The sequence below is a fragment of the Faecalibacterium sp. BIOML-A1 genome (genome assembly GCF_009679715.1).
Classification (GTDB): Bacteria; Bacillota; Clostridia; order Oscillospirales; family Ruminococcaceae; genus Faecalibacterium; species Faecalibacterium taiwanense.
Genome location: NZ_WKZJ01000010.1, coordinates 16896 through 37320, shown reverse-complemented (window position 1 = coordinate 37320; position 20425 = coordinate 16896). Strand labels below are relative to the sequence as shown.

Annotated in this window: 21 protein-coding genes and 2 pseudogenes; 22 read left to right on the top strand and 1 reads right to left on the bottom strand. The window is 48.2% G+C overall.

Features of this window, described 5'->3' with window-relative positions; translation table 11 throughout:
* Positions 1-112: 112 nt before the first annotated feature.
* Entirely contained in the window at positions 113-1288 is a 1176-nt protein-coding gene (locus GKG36_RS10905) for an IS110 family transposase (protein WP_005928045.1), read from the bottom strand.
* Positions 1289-1544: 256 nt separating this feature from the next.
* Between GKG36_RS10905 and GKG36_RS10900 the strand changes: the two genes are divergently transcribed.
* The 22 genes and pseudogenes from GKG36_RS10900 to GKG36_RS10800 all read left to right on the top strand — a co-directional run.
* Positions 1545-2474: a ParB/RepB/Spo0J family partition protein gene (locus GKG36_RS10900; protein ID WP_154260682.1), complete on the top strand. Its 930-nt coding sequence runs from the start codon at positions 1545-1547 to the stop codon at positions 2472-2474.
* 66 nt (positions 2475-2540) lie between these two features.
* Positions 2541-3011 (top strand): hypothetical protein, encoded by a 471-nt coding sequence (locus GKG36_RS10895; RefSeq protein WP_117527646.1) that lies wholly within the window; start codon positions 2541-2543, stop codon positions 3009-3011.
* A 10-nt stretch (positions 3012-3021) separates the two neighbouring features.
* Positions 3022-3261 (top strand): hypothetical protein, encoded by a 240-nt coding sequence (locus GKG36_RS10890; RefSeq protein ID WP_117553877.1) that lies wholly within the window; start codon positions 3022-3024, stop codon positions 3259-3261.
* A gap of 41 nt (positions 3262-3302) precedes the next feature.
* Positions 3303-3503 (top strand): hypothetical protein, encoded by a 201-nt coding sequence (locus GKG36_RS14610; protein WP_173012955.1) that lies wholly within the window; start codon positions 3303-3305, stop codon positions 3501-3503.
* Complete coding sequence (locus tag GKG36_RS10885) at positions 3427-3873, top strand: DUF3846 domain-containing protein (protein WP_154260680.1); 447 nt, start codon at positions 3427-3429, stop codon at positions 3871-3873. The genes GKG36_RS14610 and GKG36_RS10885 overlap by 77 nt, the downstream gene beginning before the upstream one ends.
* Before the next feature lie 29 nt (positions 3874-3902).
* Positions 3903-4361, top strand: a complete 459-nt coding sequence (locus GKG36_RS10880) for a PcfB family protein (RefSeq protein WP_015536851.1) — start codon at positions 3903-3905, stop codon at positions 4359-4361.
* Positions 4358-7300: a DUF4368 domain-containing protein gene (locus GKG36_RS10875; RefSeq protein WP_154260678.1), complete on the top strand. Its 2943-nt coding sequence runs from the start codon at positions 4358-4360 to the stop codon at positions 7298-7300. Before GKG36_RS10880 ends, GKG36_RS10875 begins: the two co-directional genes overlap by 4 nt.
* Positions 7297-7641, top strand: a complete 345-nt coding sequence (locus GKG36_RS10870) for a TnpV protein (protein WP_117624609.1) — start codon at positions 7297-7299, stop codon at positions 7639-7641. The genes GKG36_RS10875 and GKG36_RS10870 overlap by 4 nt, the downstream gene beginning before the upstream one ends.
* 215 nt (positions 7642-7856) lie before the next feature.
* The gene (locus GKG36_RS10860) at positions 7857-9821 is read left to right on the top strand and encodes a DUF1430 domain-containing protein (protein ID WP_118401293.1); all 1965 of its coding nucleotides are present in this window, start codon (positions 7857-7859) and stop codon (positions 9819-9821) included.
* Positions 9818-10426 carry an ATP-binding cassette domain-containing protein gene (locus GKG36_RS10855; RefSeq protein WP_002593328.1) on the top strand — a complete coding sequence of 203 codons (609 nt, stop codon included), beginning with the start codon at positions 9818-9820 and terminating at the stop codon, positions 10424-10426. The genes GKG36_RS10860 and GKG36_RS10855 overlap by 4 nt, the downstream gene beginning before the upstream one ends.
* A gap of 343 nt (positions 10427-10769) precedes the next feature.
* Positions 10770-10934 (top strand): hypothetical protein, encoded by a 165-nt coding sequence (locus GKG36_RS14605; RefSeq protein WP_167535107.1) that lies wholly within the window; start codon positions 10770-10772, stop codon positions 10932-10934.
* Between the two features lie 36 nt (positions 10935-10970).
* Positions 10971-11423: a VOC family protein gene (locus GKG36_RS10850; protein ID WP_154260674.1), complete on the top strand. Its 453-nt coding sequence runs from the start codon at positions 10971-10973 to the stop codon at positions 11421-11423.
* 36 nt (positions 11424-11459) lie between these two features.
* Entirely contained in the window at positions 11460-12050 is a 591-nt protein-coding gene (locus GKG36_RS10845; RefSeq protein ID WP_020989788.1) for a hypothetical protein, read from the top strand.
* A gap of 127 nt (positions 12051-12177) precedes the next feature.
* The gene (locus GKG36_RS10840; protein WP_154260671.1) at positions 12178-12537 is read left to right on the top strand and encodes a DUF3847 domain-containing protein; all 360 of its coding nucleotides are present in this window, start codon (positions 12178-12180) and stop codon (positions 12535-12537) included.
* Entirely contained in the window at positions 12503-13999 is a 1497-nt protein-coding gene (mobQ, locus tag GKG36_RS10835; protein WP_154260669.1) for a MobQ family relaxase, read from the top strand. Before GKG36_RS10840 ends, mobQ begins: the two co-directional genes overlap by 35 nt.
* Positions 13996-15867: an AAA family ATPase gene (locus GKG36_RS10830; protein ID WP_154260667.1), complete on the top strand. Its 1872-nt coding sequence runs from the start codon at positions 13996-13998 to the stop codon at positions 15865-15867. Before mobQ ends, GKG36_RS10830 begins: the two co-directional genes overlap by 4 nt.
* Positions 15868-16009: 142 nt before the next feature.
* Positions 16010-16171, top strand: coding sequence for a transposon-encoded TnpW family protein (locus tag GKG36_RS10825; protein ID WP_148336321.1), 162 nt, complete (start codon positions 16010-16012; stop codon positions 16169-16171).
* A gap of 41 nt (positions 16172-16212) precedes the next feature.
* A pseudogene (locus GKG36_RS10820) lies at positions 16213-17031 on the top strand (TraG/TraD/VirD4 family protein); the annotation flags it as partial.
* Between the two features lie 137 nt (positions 17032-17168).
* Positions 17169-17384 (top strand): Maff2 family mobile element protein, encoded by a 216-nt coding sequence (locus GKG36_RS10815; RefSeq protein ID WP_015565185.1) that lies wholly within the window; start codon positions 17169-17171, stop codon positions 17382-17384.
* 227 nt (positions 17385-17611) lie between these two features.
* The gene (locus GKG36_RS10810; RefSeq protein WP_173012958.1) at positions 17612-18478 is read left to right on the top strand and encodes a VirB6/TrbL-like conjugal transfer protein, CD1112 family; all 867 of its coding nucleotides are present in this window, start codon (positions 17612-17614) and stop codon (positions 18476-18478) included.
* 12 nt (positions 18479-18490) lie between these two features.
* The gene (locus GKG36_RS10805; RefSeq protein ID WP_154260663.1) at positions 18491-18853 is read left to right on the top strand and encodes a PrgI family protein; all 363 of its coding nucleotides are present in this window, start codon (positions 18491-18493) and stop codon (positions 18851-18853) included.
* Positions 18828-20267: pseudogene (locus GKG36_RS10800) on the top strand (conjugal transfer protein TraE); the annotation flags it as partial. The gene GKG36_RS10805 and the pseudogene GKG36_RS10800, both read left to right, overlap by 26 nt.
* Positions 20268-20425: the final 158 nt, after the last annotated feature.

Genomic DNA, 20425 nt, shown 5'->3' with positions numbered 1-20425 from the left:
CAAGCCCAGCCAACCCTCGCAAAAACAGAATAGCATTTGAATGCTTCGGTTTGTCAAGGGTTCGCTGCGCCAGCTAAGTTGTTCTTAGGTTTAACTCAGGCTCTGGAGAAAATCAAGTGACGGCAAGATATGCTTTACCGGACTTCTGCAAAGCGTAAATCAGTCGTACGAGTTTCTTTGTGGCATGAGATAGGGCAACATTGTAGTGCTTGCCTTCAGCTTGCTTTTTGGTAAGGTATTCAGTAAAAACGGGATTCCAGTAACAGACGTATTTGGTTGCAGTGTAAAGAGCGTATCGAAGATAACGAGAGCCACGCTTTTCCATGTGTGCATAGCAGTTTGTGAGTTTTCCTGACTGGTATGTGGAGGGAGAACATCCAGCATAAGCCAAAACTTTGTCAGGAGAGTTAAAATTCGAAAAATCCCCTACCTCTGCAAGAATCATCGCAGCAGAATGAAATCCCATTCCGGGAATCGAAAGGATCGGCGGTTTCAATTCATCCATGATTTTCCGAATGGCATCTTCAATTTCATTGATTTCGGAGGTAAGTTCTTGAATGAGCTTAATGGTGTGCTTTAATTCCAAAGACTTAGCAGGCATAACAGAACCAATGGATGTTCTGGCTGCATCTCGGATATGAGTAGCTTTATCTTTTCGGTAATGGCCTCTGGATGTTTTCACGAGAATATTAGCTAATCTGGTCAGATGAGCTTCTGAAATCTGCTTTGCACCGGGATACTCACTGAGAAGTGCGTAGATTGAAGTGCCGTGGATAGACGAAACAAGCTGTTCCAATTCCGGAAACAGGATTGTAACCAATCTGGACACCGACTGCTTTAGTTTAGCGCGTTCCTGAACTTTATCAAATCGGTATCTCGTGAGTGACTTTAGTTCTTCGTTGTGATATGCTGTATCTGTGTAGGACTTAAGGTCTACATCGGACAACAGCATAGTTGCAATCGTTTTTGCATCCACACGATCGGTTTTAGTTTTGCGAAGACTGAGGCTCTTTCGATACAGGTTGGTATGCAAGGGATTCATGACATAGACGGGCAGATCATTGTCAAGAAGAAACCCAAGGATGTTGTAGCTATAATGTCCGGTAGCCTCAAGCCCTACTTTTATTTTGTCTGATTTTTGAGAACAGTCTTGGATTGTTTGTAGCAGACTTTTGAAACCATCCATGTTGTTGGGAATGGTAAAGCAATCGACAAGGGTCGTTCCTTCCGAATCGAGAATGCAACAGTCATGCTTATCTTTGGCAACATCAATTCCGACACAGACCATTTTATACCTCCGTTATATTATTCAATGCTGCTTAGGACCACAGACTTCTTTGCTCTTGTAACCTCGTTCTAAATAAACCGTCTGGCGGTATCTAACTGATTAACATTTCAACAAAGAAGCTGTGGTTGGAGCCTTCGTCAAACCGTCTTTGCGGTAGGAGGTGTTCACCAATCCACAGCATCCCATACAGTGTAGCATACCGCTGGAGAGCGGTCTATAAATACTACTCTTTTATAATACGAGGAGGTGTTGGCGAATGTCGAAAGGCAGCTTAAACGTGTCGCTGAAAGGGGCAGATGACATTTTCTCCACCGAGGAATCACGACAGGAGCAGCAGCGAGAGCAGGTGCAGCAAATCCCCATTGGAGAGCTGTTTCCTTTCAAAAACCACCCCTTTAAGGTTTTGGACGATGAATCCATGCAGCGCACCGTAGAGAGCGTAGAGCAGTACGGTGTGCTGTCTCCACTGATTGCTCGCCCACGCCCGGAAGGTGGCTACGAGATCATCTCTGGGCACCGCCGTCAGCACGCTGCACAGCTTGCTGGGCTGGATGCCCTGCCTGTCATCGTCCGTCAGATGGATGATGATGCCGCAGTTTTGCTCATGGTGGACAGCAATCTCCAACGTGAAAACATCTTGCCCAGTGAAAGAGCTTTCGCCTACAAAATGAAGCTGGAAGCAATAAAAAAACAAGGTGCTAGGTCGGATTTAACTTCTGGACAAATTGTCCAGAAGTCGAAGTTGTCCATTGAACGGGTTGCGGAAGATGCTGGCGAGGGATATAAAACCGTCCAGCGTTTTATCCGCCTGACCAACCTTATTCCCGAATTGCTGGACATGGTAGACGAAAAGAAAATTGCCTTCAATCCCGCTGTGGAGTTGTCCTATCTGGACGAAAGCCAACAGCGGGATTTTTTAGAAGCGATGAACGACACCCAGAATGCACCGTCCCTTTCCCAAGCGCAGCGGCTTAAAAAGCTGGCGCAGGAAGGGCACTTTTCGTATGATGTTGCCTTTGCTGTCATGGGAGAAGAAAAAAAGGACGAGCTGGACAAGGTGGTTATCAAAAACGACACCCTGCGGAAATATTTCCCTCGCAGCTATACTCCAAAACAGATGGAGGACACTATCATCAAGCTGCTGGATCAGTGGCAACGTAAACAGCAGCGGCAGAATGAACGCTAACACACATTTTGAATGTAAGACCCAACCGGGTCTTTCTTTTTTGCAAAAATTAGGAGAAAAAGCACTATGAACACTACCATTGATCTCAAGACCGCAAAGACCATCGAAGCCATGAACCAGAAAATCAACCACATGGACAATGCTGTGACCGACTTCTTCAACAAGATGAGCGATGTGCTGGAGCGGCAGCTCGGCGATGATGAAGTTTACGCCGCCGTGATTGCCCCGGAGGTCGAACTGACCATCACTCCGCTGGCGAATGTTCGCAGTTACCTGCCTTGCTTTGATGAAACTGATTCCTGCTACAGCATCAGCGAAGATGTGCCGCTGGCTCTCTGTTATGATCCTCGTCAGGTCATTACGCTGGCTGGCAAGCGTTACCTGTCCGGCGCAGTCATCTTTGTACGCTACGACACCGATGGCAATTTTGTTGCACTTACCACCGCCGACCTGTACCTGATCCAGTGTTATCTGGGCGAGAACAGTGTTCCTCTGATGGCTGGCCGCGAGAAGATGGTCTGCATCTGCATTGACTGAGAGGTGCAGTATGGATACTGAAATGACCTGCTATGCGAGTTTCGCAGAAGTCACGGAGGACTTTTACTGTTCCGCCGTTGATGTTTTGAAGATTCTGGTTCTCCGTCTGCACGACTACCATGCTTGTTGCTTCCATTCTCTGCGGGATGCTCTGTACGACTATTTTTCTACCGATGCCGCACCGCATACTCATGCCAATGTTTCCACTAAGCATACCGTTATCGCATCTTGCGTTCCTCGTCCTCCCTGAGAGATTTTTTCTCACAGTTCAGTCAATGTAGGAGGGTTATTATGAATTATATTTATTCGTTTATCATTTTTGAAGCTGGTGCCCTTTGTGGTTTTTTCATCGCCGCACTGATGAATGCCGCTCGTGCCGGGCAGGAGATCACCATCAAATTCGAGGAGGAAGATAATGGAGCAGAACGAGAACACTCTGTCGGTGCTGAAAATTGCACCGGGACAGTATCCGCAGCAGGTCGAGATCGATAACGACCTGAAAGCCTTGCAGCAGACGGTGGGCGGCTCCATCGGCGCAAGCTACCCTTTTGAAGATCCGGTCGCCATCGTTTATAACGATGACGGCAAGCTCATGGGTCTGCCGCTGAACCGAGCCTTATGGGACGAGGACGGGCTGATGTACGATGTTATTGCCGGAACCTTTCTGGTGGTAGGTCTGGGCGAGGAAGATTTTGTATCGCTCTCCCCGGAGCTGGCGCAGAAGTATGAAGAAGAATTCCATCAACCCGAAGCCTTTCTCCCTCTGGGGCGTCGCCTGATGGTCATTCCGGTTCTGGACGAATCGGTTCAGAATGACGCGGAAAAGGCTGTGAGCAAGCCCCCGGTGGCACATGACCGTTAAGCTGAGTTTCTCTCAGGGAGGTGGTAACGATGCAGGAAGAAATCGAGCATAAGACGGTCAACCTTGCCATCTCGACCACGAAACTGTCTGCCCGCACCCTGCTGCGCGGGATGCAGTTTCTCCTGCGGCAGTACGACAAGCACGCTTCGCAGGGCAAGCAGTCCATGAAGCGGCTGGTACGGCAGAACCGTGGCGTGACCAATGTGGAGATCCAGAAAACCGGCATCAAGGATTTTGACCGCTATGCTAAGCGGTATCACATTGACTACTCCATCCAGAAAGACCTGTCCTGCACACCGCCCCGGTATCTGGTCTACTTCAAGGCACAGGACACGGATGCCTTGAGCGCAGCGTTCAAGGAATATTCGGCATCGGTGCTGGATAAAACCAAGCGTCCTTCCGTGCTGGCAAAGCTGCATGATCTGGCGCAGTCCGTTGCAAATCTGCCAGACAAAGTGCGGCACAAGCAGGAGGAGCGCGGCCTATGAGCAAAAAGAAGCTTTCCAAGCTGCTGGCGCTCTATCTGCCCTATGTGGTAATTGGCTTGCTAGCCACTAATCTGGGCGAGGCGTGGCGGCTGGCCGTGGGCAAGGAACTGGGCGATAAAATCGTATCGCTGATGGGAACTATCCCGGCAGCGTTTGCCAATCCGCTGCCCAGCCTGCACCCATTTGACTTGTTCATTGGTCTGTGTTGCGGCGCTGGAATGCGGCTGGCGGTGTACCTGAAAGGCAAAAACGCCAAGAAGTACCGTCACGGCATGGAGTACGGCTCTGCCCGGTGGGGCGGACCCAAAGATATCGAGCCGTTCATGGCTCCGAAATTTGAGGACAATATCATCCTGACCAAAACAGAACGCCTGATGATGTCCAACCGCCCGCCGGACCCCAAGAATGCCCGAAACAAAAATGTGCTGGTAGTCGGCGGCTCCGGCAGCGGTAAGACAAGGTTCTTTATCAAGCCGAATCTGCTGCAATGTGATTCCAAGAATTTTCCGGTATCATTCGTAGTTACAGATCCGAAAGGTAGTATCGGCGTGGAATGTGGAGAAGCCCTGTTAAAGCACGGCTACAAGCTAAAATTCTTCAACACCATCAACTTTTCCAAGAGTATGCGCTATAACCCCATGGCGTACATCCACAGTGAAAAGGATGTTCTGAAACTCGTGACCGCACTGATGACCAACACCAAAGGTGAAGGTCAGGGCGGCGACCCATTCTGGGACAAAGCGGAACGGCTTCTGCTCGTTTCGCTGATCGCATACCTCCACTACGAAGCCCCTGTCGAGGAGCAAAACTTCGCAACATTGCTGGAAATGCTAAACACTATGCAGGTTTCGGAAGATGATGAAACCTATCAGAATCCAGTTGACCTACTGTTTGAGGATCTGGGCAAGAAGAAGCCAAAATCCTTTGCCGTGCGGCAGTACAAACTTTATAAGCTGGCTGCCGGTGTTGTATGCTCTAAAAGACTTCTTAATCAAGCGGTTGGGAAGTCTCTTAGAACACACAACCTAAAACCGAAGAAAGGAGCGCAAGTTATGAGAAAAAATGAGAAAATTACAGCTCTGTACGAACGACTGAGCCGTGATGACTTTGGCAAAGATGATGACCAACAGCGTGAGAGCAATTCCATATCCAATCAAAAGGCTATGTTGGAGGAGTTCGCCGCACGGCAGGGCTTTACAAACATTGTCCATTTCACGGACGATGGCATTAGCGGCACTTGCTTTGACCGTCCCGGATTTTTGGCAATGATGAAAGAGGTTGAAGCCGGGAATGTGGAGTACCTGTGTATCAAGGACATGAGTCGCATGGGGCGTGACTATCTGAAAGTCGGTCAGATTATGGAAATCCTGCGTCAGCGTGGCGTGCGACTTATCGCCATCAATGACGGCGTGGACAGTGCCAGAGGGGACGATGATTTTACCCCTTTCCGCAACATTATGAACGAGTATTACGCCAGAGACACCAGCCGTAAAATCCGTTCCACTTTCCAGTCAAAAGGCAAGTCCGGCAAGCACCTCACAGGCACGGTCATTTACGGCTATCTCTGGAACGAAGCCAGAGACCAATGGTTGGTTGACCCCGAAGCCGCTGATGTGGTCAAGCGCATCTTTGCCATGACGATTGACGGCTACGGTCCGTATCAGATCGCCAGCAAACTGAAATCGGAAAAGGTGCTTATTCCGTCTGCTTACCTTGCCCAACACGGCGAGGGCGTGAACAAAAACAAGACTTTCAAAGATGTGTACGGCTGGGGTTCTTCCACCATCTGCAACCTTCTTGAAAAGCGTGAATATCTGGGACACACCATCAATTTCAAGACCCGAAAGCACTTCAAGGACAAGAAAAGCCATTATGTCCCGGAGGACGAATGGACGATTTTTGAGAATACGCACGAAGCCATTATTGACCAGCAGACCTTTGACCTTGTGCAGAAAATCCGTGGGAATGTCAGACGCTACCCGGACGGCTGGGGCGAAGCAGCTCCCCTCACAGGCTTGCTTTATTGTGCCGATTGCGGCGGCAAGATGTATGTCCACCGCACCAACAACGGCAAGCGCATTTCTCAATATACCTGTTCCCAATACAGCAAAGTCCCAGTTGGAAAGCTCTGCACGACACAGCACCGTATCAATGAAGATGTGGTACTGTCCCTTGTTTCCGAAATGCTCAAAGCTATTGCCGAGTATGCCAAGCATGACCGAGCCGAGTTTGTCCGTGTGGTGCAGGAAGCGCAGTCCAGCCAGCAGACGGCAGAGGTCAGAAAACAGCGCACACGCCTTGCCACAGCAAAGCAGAGAGTTTCCGAGCTGGAAGTCCTGCTCTGCAAAATCTATGAGGACAACATTTTAGGCAAGCTGTCCGACAGCAGATACGCCACTCTGGACGCTCAATACGAAAAGGAACAGTCCGAGCTTACCGCTGAAATCTCTGTTCTGGAAAAGGCTGTCAAGAGCTATGAGAAGCACGAAAAGGACGCTGACCGTTTTATCGCTCTGATTGGTAAGTATGAGAACTTCGACAAGCTGACCATTGCCATGCTCAACGAGTTTATCGAGAAAATTCTTGTGCATGAGCGTGACCGCAAAGGAAGTATACAGACCACACAGGAGGTTGAGATTTACTTCAATTTTGTTGGGCGTTTCGTTCCCCCGGCGTTTGGAAAAGTGGAGCTGACCCCGGAGGAATTAGAAGAAATCCGCAAGCGAGAGGAACGCAAGGACAGACTTCATCAGAACTACTTGAAGCGTAAAGCCAGCGGAGCGCAGAAGCGATACGAGGATAAAATCAAGGAGCGGAAAAAGGCAGAAATCGAAGCCAAGAAAGCCGCCATTCGTGCAGAGGACATTGCAAGGGGCGTGTTCGTCCCTGTCAGCAGCTTACCGCAGAGAGAGCCGATGAAAGGAGTACAAACAGCATGAATATCGCTTACACACAGAACGGAGATTATCTTATCCCGAACATCGTTATCCGCAAGACCAAGCCCCTCGGACACTACGGCAGACTTCGCAAGGCGTATCTGAAAATGCACCGTCCGATACTGTTCAATGAGCTGGTACTATCCGACAAGCTCTTTGAGCATTGCGCCGAGATTGACGAAGCGGCACGAAACCGCATGGAGCTGATCGTGCGGTCACTGGCAGAGCAAAACGGCGTGACCGAGCAACTGAAAGCTGAAAACCAAATGGAATGGGTGCGGCAGATGAACGCTTGCAAGGCGCAGGCAGAGGAAGTTGTGAAAGCAGAGTTGATTTATAATTGAGCGAGGAAGTCCGGGCAGAAAACTGTTCGGACTTTTCTCATATAGTCCAAAGTTGCGGTAGAATTGTTCACAAGTTTTATGGTATAATTTATGCGAATAAAGAAAACGGAAAATTAGAATCTAACAAGAGAATGTGGTTGTATGAAAAAATCCATATTAGTATTTTGGGCAATCGTGTGTCTGTTACCTATTCAAAGGAGGTTTAAGAATTTCAAATGAAACATATAAGAAATATATTGCTGTTGATTACGATTATTTTTGCTTTTGTTATGCAAGCTGAAGTATATCAAAATATGCTCTGGAACTTTAATGGTGCTTATTATTTATCGTCCAGATACACAACTACTAATGACGATATGGATTCATTTTTAGCCAATGCAGAAGATACAGCTGAGAAGCATGGTGTTCATATTTTTTCGACTTTTAATCAGAGAGTTTCTAATTATCAGACAAGACTTTATATTTATGGTGATGATACCGTTGTTCGGGATAGTCTTAAAAGCACAATGGATATTGAGGAAAAAACATATACGGCTTTGATAGGTGGAATCACCGTAATAGAATTTGAAGATTTTAGAGAAGCAAAAAACACAGGCAATGGACAGGAAATAATGGTCAGCTATATCGGTGATGATGATGACATTATTGCCACATATCAAGATTTGGCAAAAGAATATTCTATATCGCAGCCAGAGTTTTGGCAATCAACCGAAACTGATATGATGTTCATTGTTTGGGGCCTGGTTGCCATATTGATGATTGTACTTAATATGATTGAGGTGATACGCAGGCAAAAGGAAGTAGTTGTACGAGCTTCTCTGGGCGAAAATGCTGCTGTGATTGCTCTAAAAGCTGTAGTGGCTGATATGATTTCATATGCTGCATTATTCGTCTTAGCAAAGTTGCTTGTTTCTCAATTTATATCGGGAGCGTATGAAGATCATCTCATTTTGGCAGTGTATTGTGCCGGAGCAGTTCTTTCCGTAATTCCTTATGCTGCTTTTGTCCGCTTTGATGTAAAAAAAGCCTTTGCCAATGCTTCAGATAAAAAAGGTATGTTTTATCTTCTGAACGGTCTTAAAGTATTTGCTACTGCTATGACAATTTTTACAATAACTACAAATCTCAGTAGCATTCAAGGTAATTTACTTACAAACACTACTCTTTTAGAAAATCATTATAATGATTATTATTTTGGAGTTATGCAGATTGAACCTCCTTTTGAAGAAAATGAGGAGGAATCCAAAGAGAGCAAATTTTGGAATGACCTTTACGAAAATGAATACAACACGATAAATCCGGTGGTCTGCATAGGCAGCCGGATAAGCGATACGGATAATTATATTTTTGTAAATCATAATGCCAGAGATATGCTACAAGGGTTTTCTGATATGCTTACTGAAGATGATGAAAAAGAGGATATCGTGGTCTTCGTGCCAAAGGGAAGAAATGCGGAATCATACAAAGATATCGCAAAAGAGGAAATTGGCTCTCTTACCCAAAATGCAGAAGAACTGCGTGTTGTTTATAAAGAATATTCTGGCAGAGAACAATTTTATTATCTCAATTCGAACAGAGAAGAGGCTATTGACGGATTGTCAAGAGTAACAAATCCGATTGTGATTTATCAGGCAAATGAGGCTGTTGCTTTAAATGGAAGTTATATCGAAACAGGAACATATAATGGTGAGGTAATCTACGGATGCGATGAAAGCACAATTCGTAATGCTGCGAAAAAATATTCAGAACAGCTTGGTTCACACTATTTTATGCTGACGAATGTCGGAGAGGATTACATTTATAGTCATAGTTTCCTCGTGAAACTGATTGGCTTTATAAGCTCTCTTTGCGTATTAGTATTGCTGTTAGATATCGCTATCATCATATCTGAAGTGAAAATGGAATTTAGACTTAATGCGATGGAAATCTCCCTCAAAAAGGTTTTGGGCTATCGCTTTTATGAAAGGCACAAAAGATTTATTTCCGTTAATCTCTTAGAAAATATAGCCGTTGTGATATTGATTTGCATTGTTTCAATTTTTATATCTAACGCAAGTGTCGGGATTGCTTTACTGATTGGAGCGTTGCTCACCATTATTGAAATGGCAATCATTTTCACAAATATTATGTGGGTTGAAAAAACAAATATCTCAAAGTCATTGAAGGGAGGATGTTTATGATTATAATTCGTGGCTTAAATAAAGCATTTGGAGAGAAAATAATTTTCTCTAACTTTAATTTAGAAATTCCGGATGGAAGTTTTGTAGTAATCAGCGGCGATAGCGGCAGTGGAAAAAGCACTTTACTCAATATGATTGGTGGTATCGAAAAACCGGATAGCGGCAGTATCATAATCGAAGGGCTGAATATTACCCGGCTTAAAAATAAAAACAGTTTTTTTGCGGATACAGTGGGGTTTCTTTTTCAGAATTTTGCACTGCTTGAAAATAAGACAGTTAAAGAAAATTTAAGTTTGATTAAAAAATCAAGCCGAACTAAAGTATCACTTAAAGAAGCTCTTAATCGTGTGGGGTTATCAAAGGAAGTTAACAAAAAAGTTTATCAGCTTTCCGGTGGTGAACAACAGAGAGTTGCTTTAGCTCGTCTTATGATGAAAAAATGTTCTGTTGTTTTGGCAGATGAACCTACTGGCTCACTTGACAAGAAAAATAGAGATATTGTTATGAGGTTATTGCACGAACTCAATGAAGAAGGTAAAACGGTTATCATTGTTACCCACGATCAGGGTATTATTGAAGATGAACCTTATGTTGTGAAAATCTGAGAGTACCTCTTAGAAATGTCTTGATCTACATTTTATATAATTTGGGTCAGAAGAAAATCCCTTTAGGAACTAAAGGGCGCACTTCTATACTCTCCTATCGGGAGTATCGTGCGTCCTGCGGAGCAACATTCTCCGTCAGCAGAAGAAAACTGCTTGACCGAGAATGTTGCGTCACTTCGTTCCGTCAAGGTGGCTACACCCCCTTGCGCCGCTAAAGCGGCTATCCCTTGTGGACTTGCCGTCCGCAAACAGCATAAAATGCTGTTCGCCGCCAGCAAGTTTGAAGGCGAATAAAATGAATTTTATGGAACAAGCAAATCGGAAGTTGTGGAGGAAAAGCATTATGAAAAAAATTATGTTTGGTAACAGTTTAATGCTCTTAGGTATTGCAATAATGATTCTTGCAGGTTTAGAGCTGATATACATTGGTATTATGTGGGCGTCTTTTCTTTTAATACCTGTAGGATTTATTATGGCTGTTATAGGGTTTTTTAGCAAAGACAGTTAAATTCCAGTTTGATGAAAAAAATTATTGGAGAAAAATATGGTTGGAAGAATTTATCACGTTGGATTAACCGTTTCTGATTTGGATCGTTCGATTGCTTTCTACAGAGATATTCTTAGGCTTGAATTTCAGGGCGAAATCTTTATGGAAGGCGAAGAAACAGATAAAATGTTCCGTAAGGAAAATTGTAAAGCAAGGGTTGCATATTTGAATGGTTCAAAGGCTCTTGAAGCACCACCGGTTGAATTGATTCAGTTTGTAGACAGCAAAATCCATAAAGAACAATCAGACTTGTTTACGACATCTATCTCAGAAGTATGCTTTTACACGGATGACATTGATTCTGTCTACAAAACTCTTATCGAAAATCATGTGGAGTGCTTGTCTGAACCGCAGTATTTCGATTTCAGGGCAGATGGATTTGGGGAAAGCAGAGCGTTTTATTTCAGAGACCCGGATGGAATCATTCTTGAGATGATGCAACCGTTATAAAAGGACACCAAATCGGAATTTTGTGGAGGCACATCAATGGAAACGATTTACGAAAAGTATATGGCACTTCCCATAGATAAGGGACTTTTATGTTTAGAATATGGAGATATTGCAGAGCCGTATTTTTGCTATCCCGTCAACGCAAAGCCAATCGGATTTGAAGGATGTATTCTGTATTGCTTTTTGCCGGAATATGGAGAAATGGTATTTGCCTGCAATCCAGAAAGTTGTGTAGACCAAAATGTATATCCATTAGCGGCAAATTTTGAAGATTTTATCCGTTTAATCTTGGCTTGTGGTACTGCTAACCCATTGGAGCAAATCGTTTGGATGGATAAAAATAAATTTGAAGAACACATGGCAAACGAAGAAAAAATACTGACCGATGAGCAGAGGACAGCGGCACAACAGCTACAGCGGGCATTAAGTTTGTTACCAATAGAAAATCCGTTTGAATATGTCAAATCCATTCAAAAAGATTTTGATGGTAGTAAAATACAATACAGTGATGAATACTATGAAGTTACCGGCATAGAGAACCCTAAAGGAACTAACACCCAAGATAAGCATTTAGTTGAATTTGAACCTGTCGTTTTTGAATTTAACCGCAAACAAGATAGCGACTAACAACTTCAAGTTTGTCTAACTGAACACAAAAACCGAATACCGAAAATCAGACCGTTGACTGGTCGCACTATGCGAAAAGTTGACGGTCTTTTTTTATCCGCAAAATCAAAAAAGGAGGTCAATTACAATGACAAAACCGAAAACCCTTGAACAGCTTCGAGCCGAAAAGGAACGAGCCGAGACGCAGCTTGCACAGGAACAGCACAAGCTGGAGCGTCTTGAGAATAGAAAGAAGTATCTGGAGAAAGGCGAACGCACCAAGCGCACCCACCGCCTTTGCAATCTGGGCGGCACGGTTGAGAGTCTTGCCCCGGAGGTCAAAGATCTCACACGCACCGAAATGACAGAGCTGATGGAACACATCTTTTCTCTGTCCGAAGTCCAGCGAGCCGTCCGTCACATGGCGATTACTCACACCAACCAAGCGAACAGAGAAAAGGAGTTGAAAGCCGATGGCACTATTTCATCTGAGCGTCACGCAGACTAAGCGAAGCGCAGGACAGTCCGCTATTGCTTCTGCCGCCTACCGTGCCGGGGAGCGATTGTATAGCGAGTATTACGGCGAATACAGCGACTACACCAGAAAGGGCGGCGTGATCTGCTCCAACATTCTCCTGCCGTCCCATGCACCGCCCGAATACGCAGACCGCCAGACCCTATGGAACGCCGTGGAAAAAGCCGAGCGTGGAAAGAACGCCCAGCTTGCATACAGCTTTGACATTGCCTTGCAGAATGAATTTTCCCTTGAGGAAAACATCGCTCTTGCAAGGCAATTTTTATTGGAGAACTTTGTAAGCCGGGGCATGGTGGTTGACTTCGCCGTACACCAGCCAGACCGGGAGGACGGCGGCATACCAAACCCGCATTTTCATGTGCTTTGCCCCATCCGCCCCATCGAGCAGAACGGCAAATGGGGACTAAAGCAACGCCGGGTGTACGAACTGGACGAGGACGGCAACCGTATCCGAGACCAGAACGGAGAGTTTGTTTTCAACGCCGTTCCCACTACCGACTGGGGCAGTCCCGAAACGCTGGAACATTGGCGTGAAGCATGGGCGGAGATGTGCAATGCCAAGTTTGCGGAAAAGGGGCTTGACGTTCGTATCGACCACCGAAGCTATGAGCGTCAGGGCGTGGAGCTTCTTCCCACCGTCCACGAGGGCGCAACCGTCCGGGCAATGGAGAAGAAAGGCATACGCACCGAGAAAGGCGAGTTCAACCGCTGGATCAAGGCAACCAATGCCGTTATCCGGGACATCAAGAAGAAAATCGCTCTCCTGTTTGATTGGATTGCCGAAGCAAAAGCGGAGCTTGCCAAGCCGCAGGCACCAAACCTTGTTTCTCTGCTGAACGCCTATTACACCAGCCGCAGAGCCGGGGCTTATTCGCAGAAAGGCAAGGTCAGCAACCTAAAGGAGATGAACGAAACTTTCAATTATCTCCGGGCAAACGGCATTTATTCCCTTGAAGATTTGGAACACCGTGTCAGCGAACACAGTGCTGCCACAGAGAGCTTGAAGAAAACGCTGGACGAACAGACCGCCCGAATGAAAGCAATTAAGCAGCTCTATGACAGCTCCGCTGCTTTCCAGAGCTTGAAGCCTGTCTATGACGGCTTGCAGAAAATCAAGTTTGAGAAGCCCAGAGCCAAGTACAAGGCAGAGCATGAAGCGGAACTGAAACAGTTCTACGCCGCCAGACGAAAGCTGACCGGGGAGTTCCCGGACGGCAAGGTGGATATGAAAAAGCTGTCCGACGAGTATGACGAGCTGGAACAGGCGCACAACACCACCTATGGCGAGTTTAAGACCGTCAGAGACGATTTACACCGTCTTTGGAAGGTCAAGTCATGCGTAGATACTGCCGCCCGTTTTAACGAGCGTACAGAGGAACAAAAGCTCCAAAATCGACCCCAAACACGACAGAAAAAGGAGGAACTATCCCGATGAATTACACCCAAGCACAGATTGACCGGGCAAACGCCGTCAGTCTGGAAGATTTTCTCCGCACACAGGGAGAGACACTTATCAAAAGCGGACGGGAATACCGCTGGAAAGAACATGACAGCCTGACCGTCCGGGGAAACAAATGGTTTCGCCACAGCCAGAGCAAGGGCGGCTATCCCATTGATTTTGTCATGGAGTTTTACGGCAAGTCCTTTCCCGAAGCAGTCCAGCTCTTAACCGGCGAAAGCGCCGAGGGACAGAGCGAAGCCAGCACAGCACCGCCCACAGCGTTTCACTTGCCCTTGCACAACAGGACAGCCGACAGAGCAATTCAATATCTTTGCGAAAGCCGAGGTCTCAACAAAATGCTTGTTGAGGCTTTTCTTCTTTCCGGGGATATTTACGAGGACGCAAAGCGGCACAATGTTGTGTTTGTCGGCAGAGACCGAAGCGGTACGCCGAGATACGCCCATGTGCGAGGAACGGCAGACCCATTCAGACAGGACATTGCCGGGTCTGACAAATCCTATCCGTTCCACTATGAGGGAAACGGCAACCAGCTCTTTGTCTTTGAAGCACCGATTGACCTTTTGTCCTTTATCTGCCTTTATCCGCAGGACTGGCAGAAAAGAAATTATCTTGCCCTGGGCGGCGTTTCGGGCAAAGCCCTTGACCGTTTTCTTTCTGAACGCAAGGACACCCGAAAAGTGTTCCTCTGCCTTGACAGCGACACCGCAGGAAGTGAAGCCTGCTCCCGACTGGCGCAGGACATTCCCAGCGAGATCGCCGTCATTCGCCTTGTCCCGGCAAGGAAAGACTGGAACGATGTTCTCCGTCAGCAAGGGGACATTCCCAGCCGCAAATTCATAGCCGAGACAATCACGCTGCGAGAGCTGTCCACCGCCCAGCCTGTCCCAATGCTCCGCATGGCAGATGTGGAGCTGACGAGCGTGGATTGGCTATGGTTTCCGTATATCCCCTTTGGAAAGCTGACGATCATACAGGGCAACCCCGGCGAGGGCAAGACCTACTTTGCCATGCGTCTTGCGGCGGCTTGCACCAACCGAAAGCCCTTGCCCGGTATGGAAACCCTTGAGCCTTTCAACATCATCTACCAGACCGCAGAGGACGGTCTGGGCGATACCGTTAAGCCCCGGCTGATGGAAGCGGACGCAGACCTTGAAAGAGTGCTTGTCATTGACGATAGAGACACGCCGCTGACCCTTGCCGATGAGCGCATAGCAAGGGCAATCCGTGAGAACAACGCAAGGCTGGTTATCATTGATCCGGTGCAGGCGTTTCTGGGCGCAGATGTGGACATGAACCGGGCAAATGAAGTCCGTCCCATCTTCCGCAGTCTGGGAGACATTGCACAGGCTACCGGGTGCGCTATTGTGCTGATCGGACACCTCAACAAAGCCGCAGGAACGCAAAGCACCTACCGGGGATTAGGGTCTATCGACATTACGGCGGCAGTCCGCAGCCTGCTTTTTATCGGCAAGCTGAAGGACAGCCCCACAACGAGGGTGCTTATCCATGAGAAAAGCTCCCTTGCGCCGCCCGGACAGTCCCTTGCCTTTTCTCTGGGAGACGAGAAAGGCTTTGAATGGATAGGAGCTTATGACATTACCGCTGACGAGCTTCTTGCCGGGACAGACACCGCCAAGACCGAAAGCAAGACCGCACAGGCAGAAGCACTGATACTGGAACTGCTGGCAGACGGAAAGCGTATGCCGAGCGCAGAGCTGGAAAAGGCAGTCAATGAGCGTGGGATTTCCTCACGCACCATGAGAACGGCAAAAAGCCGTATCGGAGACAGGCTTGTGACCGAGAAAGACGGCACAGCATGGGTCTGCTATCTCCGAGACTGACAGCAGGAACACGGCAAGCGTGGCAAAGACGGCAAGGTTTTTATAGATACCTTAGTGTTGCCGCCTTGCCTTGTTCCCTCATACCGACACCGCCCGATGATGAACAGTCACCGGGCATTTTTCATTTACAGGAGGATTTTGAATGAACAACAATACCGCAACCAACACCGCCACTTGCCCGACTGTCAGAAAGCAGATTGGCAAGACCACCTATATCGTCCGTGTCCATTTCAGCGAGACCGCAAAAGAGACGATGGAGGACAAAATCAAGCGTCTGCTGCGTGAGGAAGTCCGCAAAATGTAACTTCTTTTTGAATTTGATGAAAAAGTCCTTGACTTTTCGTCTCTGGCAAAACGGCCAAGTCGATTCTTATTTCCTGCGGTGCCCGGCTCGCACCCTTCGACATTCAGGAAGTCCGGGATGCCACCATGTACGATGAGCTGGAACTGGACAAGCTGGGTGACCGGAAAACGGCGCTGTTCCTTATCATGAGCGATACGGACAGCACCTTTAACTTTCTGATTTCCATGATCTACACCCAGCTTTTCAACTTGCTGTGCGACAAAGCCGATGATGTGTACGGCGGTAAGCTGCCAGTCCATGTCCGCTGCCTGATCGACGAGTGTGCCAACATTGGTCAAATTCCGCAGCTAGAAAAGTTGGTAGCCACCATCCGCAGCCGTGAGATCTCGGCGTGTCTGGTCTTGCAGACACGCAGCCAGCTGAAAGCCATCTACAAAGATAACGCGGATACCATCGTGGGCAACATGGACAGCCAGATTTTCCTCGGCGGCAGCGAACCCACCACCCTGAAAGAGTTGTCTGAAGCACTAGGGAAAGAAACAATCGACAGCTATAACAATTCCGACACCAGAGGAAACTCACCATCTTACGGCACAAATTACCAGAAACTTGGTCATGAATTATTGAGCCGCGATGAAATAGCTGTGCTGGATGGCGACAAGTGCATCCTGCAGCTGCGTGGCGTCAGACCTTTCCTTTCGGACAAATACGACCTGACCCAGCACCCGAACTACAAGTACACCTCCGATTATGACCCCAAGAACGCCCTCGATATCGAGAAGTTCTTGAACCGAAAAGAAAAAATCCACCCGGATGATACCTTCATCATGGTGGATGCCGATTCACTCCCGCCCGCCTGATAAGACGAGCGGTTATTTTTTACCCATTGACCCAACAGGTACACCGGAAAATCAGCCTTCGCCATGGTTTTCGGCTTTTTGCAAACGGATTTCAGGTGTGTGCAGGGTCACTTTTTCAAAACAAAGGAGATTTTTCTATGGAATTCTTTAACAGCGCAGTGGACGTTCTGAAGACTCTGGTTGTGGCATTGGGTGCCGGTCTGGGCGTGTGGGGTGCCGTCAACCTGATGGAGGGTTACGGCGGCGATAACCCCTCCGCAAAGAGTCAGGGGATGAAGCAGCTCATGGCTGGCGGCGGTGTTGCCCTGATTGGCATCACCCTGATCCCCCTGCTGAGCGGTCTGTTCGGCTGATCTTTTCCGGGCGGCGATTGCCGCCCCGTACATATTTACTTGCAAGTGTTTTCAGCCCCTCCGTGGCAAACGGATTCTTATCACAAGAGGAAACGCATTGCAAATCGAATATTCACCTTTATTCTGAAAGGACGGTGCTATTATGCAGATTCTGACTCACCTTATTTTTCTGCTCAACCTGCTCAAGACCCTTATCAACCATTTTTCTTGATAGGTGGTGGCGCTGAGTGGAAACAGTTCTCAAAGCGATCTCTGATTGGATCAAGTCGCTGCTGACAGCGGCAATCATGTCCAACCTTTCCGGCTTGTTTGATGATGTGAACACCCAAGTGGGCGGCATCGCCCAGCAAGTCGGCACCAAACCATCCAGTTTTGAACCGCGCGTTTTCGCTATGATCGAAGCCCTCTCCCGGAATGTGGTGCTGCCCATTGCAGGTGTGATTTTGACCTTTATTGCCTGCTACGAGCTGATTCAGCTCATCACAGAGCACAACAACATGGCACAATTTGAACCTGCGCTGCTGATGAAATGGATCTTCAAGACTGCCATTTCGGTGTGGATGATCTCCAACACCTTCGACATCATCATGGCGGTGTTTGACGTGACTCAGCAGGTGGTGGCAAATTCCAGCGGCATCATCAGCGGCAACACAAGGGTCAACGATATCGGCTTGTCGATGCTGCAATCCAGCATGATGCAGATGGACGTAGGCCCCTTGTTCGGGCTGTTCTTACAGTCCTTCTTCATCGGCATCACCATGCGCATCCTGTCTATCGTGATTTTCGTCATTGTCTACGGACGCATGATTGAGATCTACATGATGGTCAGCCTTGCTCCGATGCCCATGGCAACATGGGGCAACCACGAGCAATCCCATGTGGGACAGAACTACCTTCGTTCTCTGTTTGCGCTGGGATTTCAGGGCTTCCTGATCCTGATCTGCGTGGCGATCTACGCTGTTCTGCTTCAAAATGTCGCCATATCCGGGGATGCCATCAACTCGATCTGGAGCATCGTGGGGTACACGGTGCTGCTGTGCTTTACGCTGTTCAAGACTGGTTCTGTTGCCCGGAGCATTCTGGGCGCACACTAAGGAGGTGGAATTTTGGCAGCTTATATTTCCGTGCCGCGCGATTTCAGCAAGGTGAAGTCCAAAGTGGCCTTCAACCTGACCGCCCGGCAGCTTATCTGCTTTGGTGCAGCGGCAGTCGTTGGTGTGCCGCTGTTCTTTGTTTTGCGGGACACCGCAGGCAATACCGGCGCTACCCTTGGCATGATGGCGGTCATGCTGCCTATGTTTTTTCTGGCGATGTATCAGAAGAACGGTCAGCCCGCTGAAAAGATCCTGCGGTACTACCTTCAGGCACGCTTTGTTCGCCCGAAGGTGCGTCCGTACCAGACCCGCAATTACTATGCACTGCTTATGAAGGGAGATGACGCCCATGATTCCGTTTCTGAAAAAGAATAAGGACGGCGGCAAAAAGCCGCCCAAGTCCATGGTACCCCGCACAGCACAGGAGAGCATTCCGTTCCAGCGGATGTTTGAGGACGGCACCTGCCGTGTCCGTCCCGGCTATTACACCCGCACCATCCAGTATCAGGATATCAACTATCAGTTGGCGCAGCAGGAGGACAAGACCGCTATTTTTGAGGAATGGTGCTCTTTTCTCAACTTCTTCGACAGCTCTATCCACTTTGAGTTGTCCTTTGTGAATACCGCTACGGACAGCGCAGACTTTGAAAAGTCCATCCGTATCCCGTACCAGCAGGATGGTTTTGATGATGTGCGCGCCGAGTATTCCCAGATGCTGCGGCAGCAGCTTTCTAAGGGCAACAACGGCTTGACAAAGACCAAGTTCCTGACCTACGGCATCGAGGGCGACAGCATGGCGCAGGTCAAACCGCGGTTGGAGCACATCCAGAACGACCTGATGAACAACTTCCACAGGCTTGGCGTTCTGGCAAAACCGCTGGACGGTACGGAGCGTCTGCGGCTGATGCACGGAATGCTGAACATGGACGGTGCCAATAAGTTTCACTTCAACTGGAAAGACCTTGTGCCCAGCGGCCTGTCCGTAAAGGATGCCATTGCCCCCACTGCACTGGCGTTTAAGAACAGCCGCACGTTTCAGATGGGCGGCATCTTCGGGGCGGTCAGCTTCCTGAATATCACGGCTTCTGACCTGAGCGACCAGTTGCTGAAGGATTTTCTGGACATGGATTCCAGCCAGATCGTTACCATGCACATCCAGTCTGTTGACCAGAACAAGGCCATCAAAACCATCAAGCACACCATCACCGAACTGGACCGCAGCAAGATCGAGGAGCAGAAAAAAGCCGTCCGCGCCGGATACGACATGGACGTGCTGCCGTCTGATTTGGCGACTTATGGGCGGGACGCAAAAGCCCTGCTGAAAGAATTGCAGAGTCAGAACGAGAGAATGTTTTTGGTGACATTCCTTGTCCTGAACACCGGCAAGACTGAGCAGGAACTGGAAACCAACGTGTTTCAGGCGGTCAGCATTGCCCAGAAGCACAACTGCGAACTGTGCCGTCTTGATTTCCAGCAGGAGCAGGGGCTGATGAGCAGCCTGCCGCTGGCAGACTGCCAGATCGAGATCCAGCGCGGCCTGACCACCAGCAGCACGGCGATCTTTGTGCCGTTTACCACACAGGAACTGTTCGATAACGGCAAAGAAAGCCTGTACTACGGTCTGAACGCCTTGTCCAGCAATCTTATCATGGTGGACCGCAAAAAACTGAAAAATCCCAACGGCCTGATTTTGGGCATTCCCGGCTCCGGCAAGTCCTTCAGTGCAAAGCGTGAAATCTGCAACGCGTTCCTCGTGACGGACGATGATATTATCATCTGCGACCCGGAATGTGAGGTGCGACACGAAGTCGCGTAATGTATTGCGTGTAAACGCTACTCTATCCATTTGGAGTAACCCTACTGTGACCTGCACTGGTCTAAAGCCGGCGTTGGGAAGCTCACAGGACAATATGGGAAATCTGCCAGCCTAAAAGCAGACATACCGTT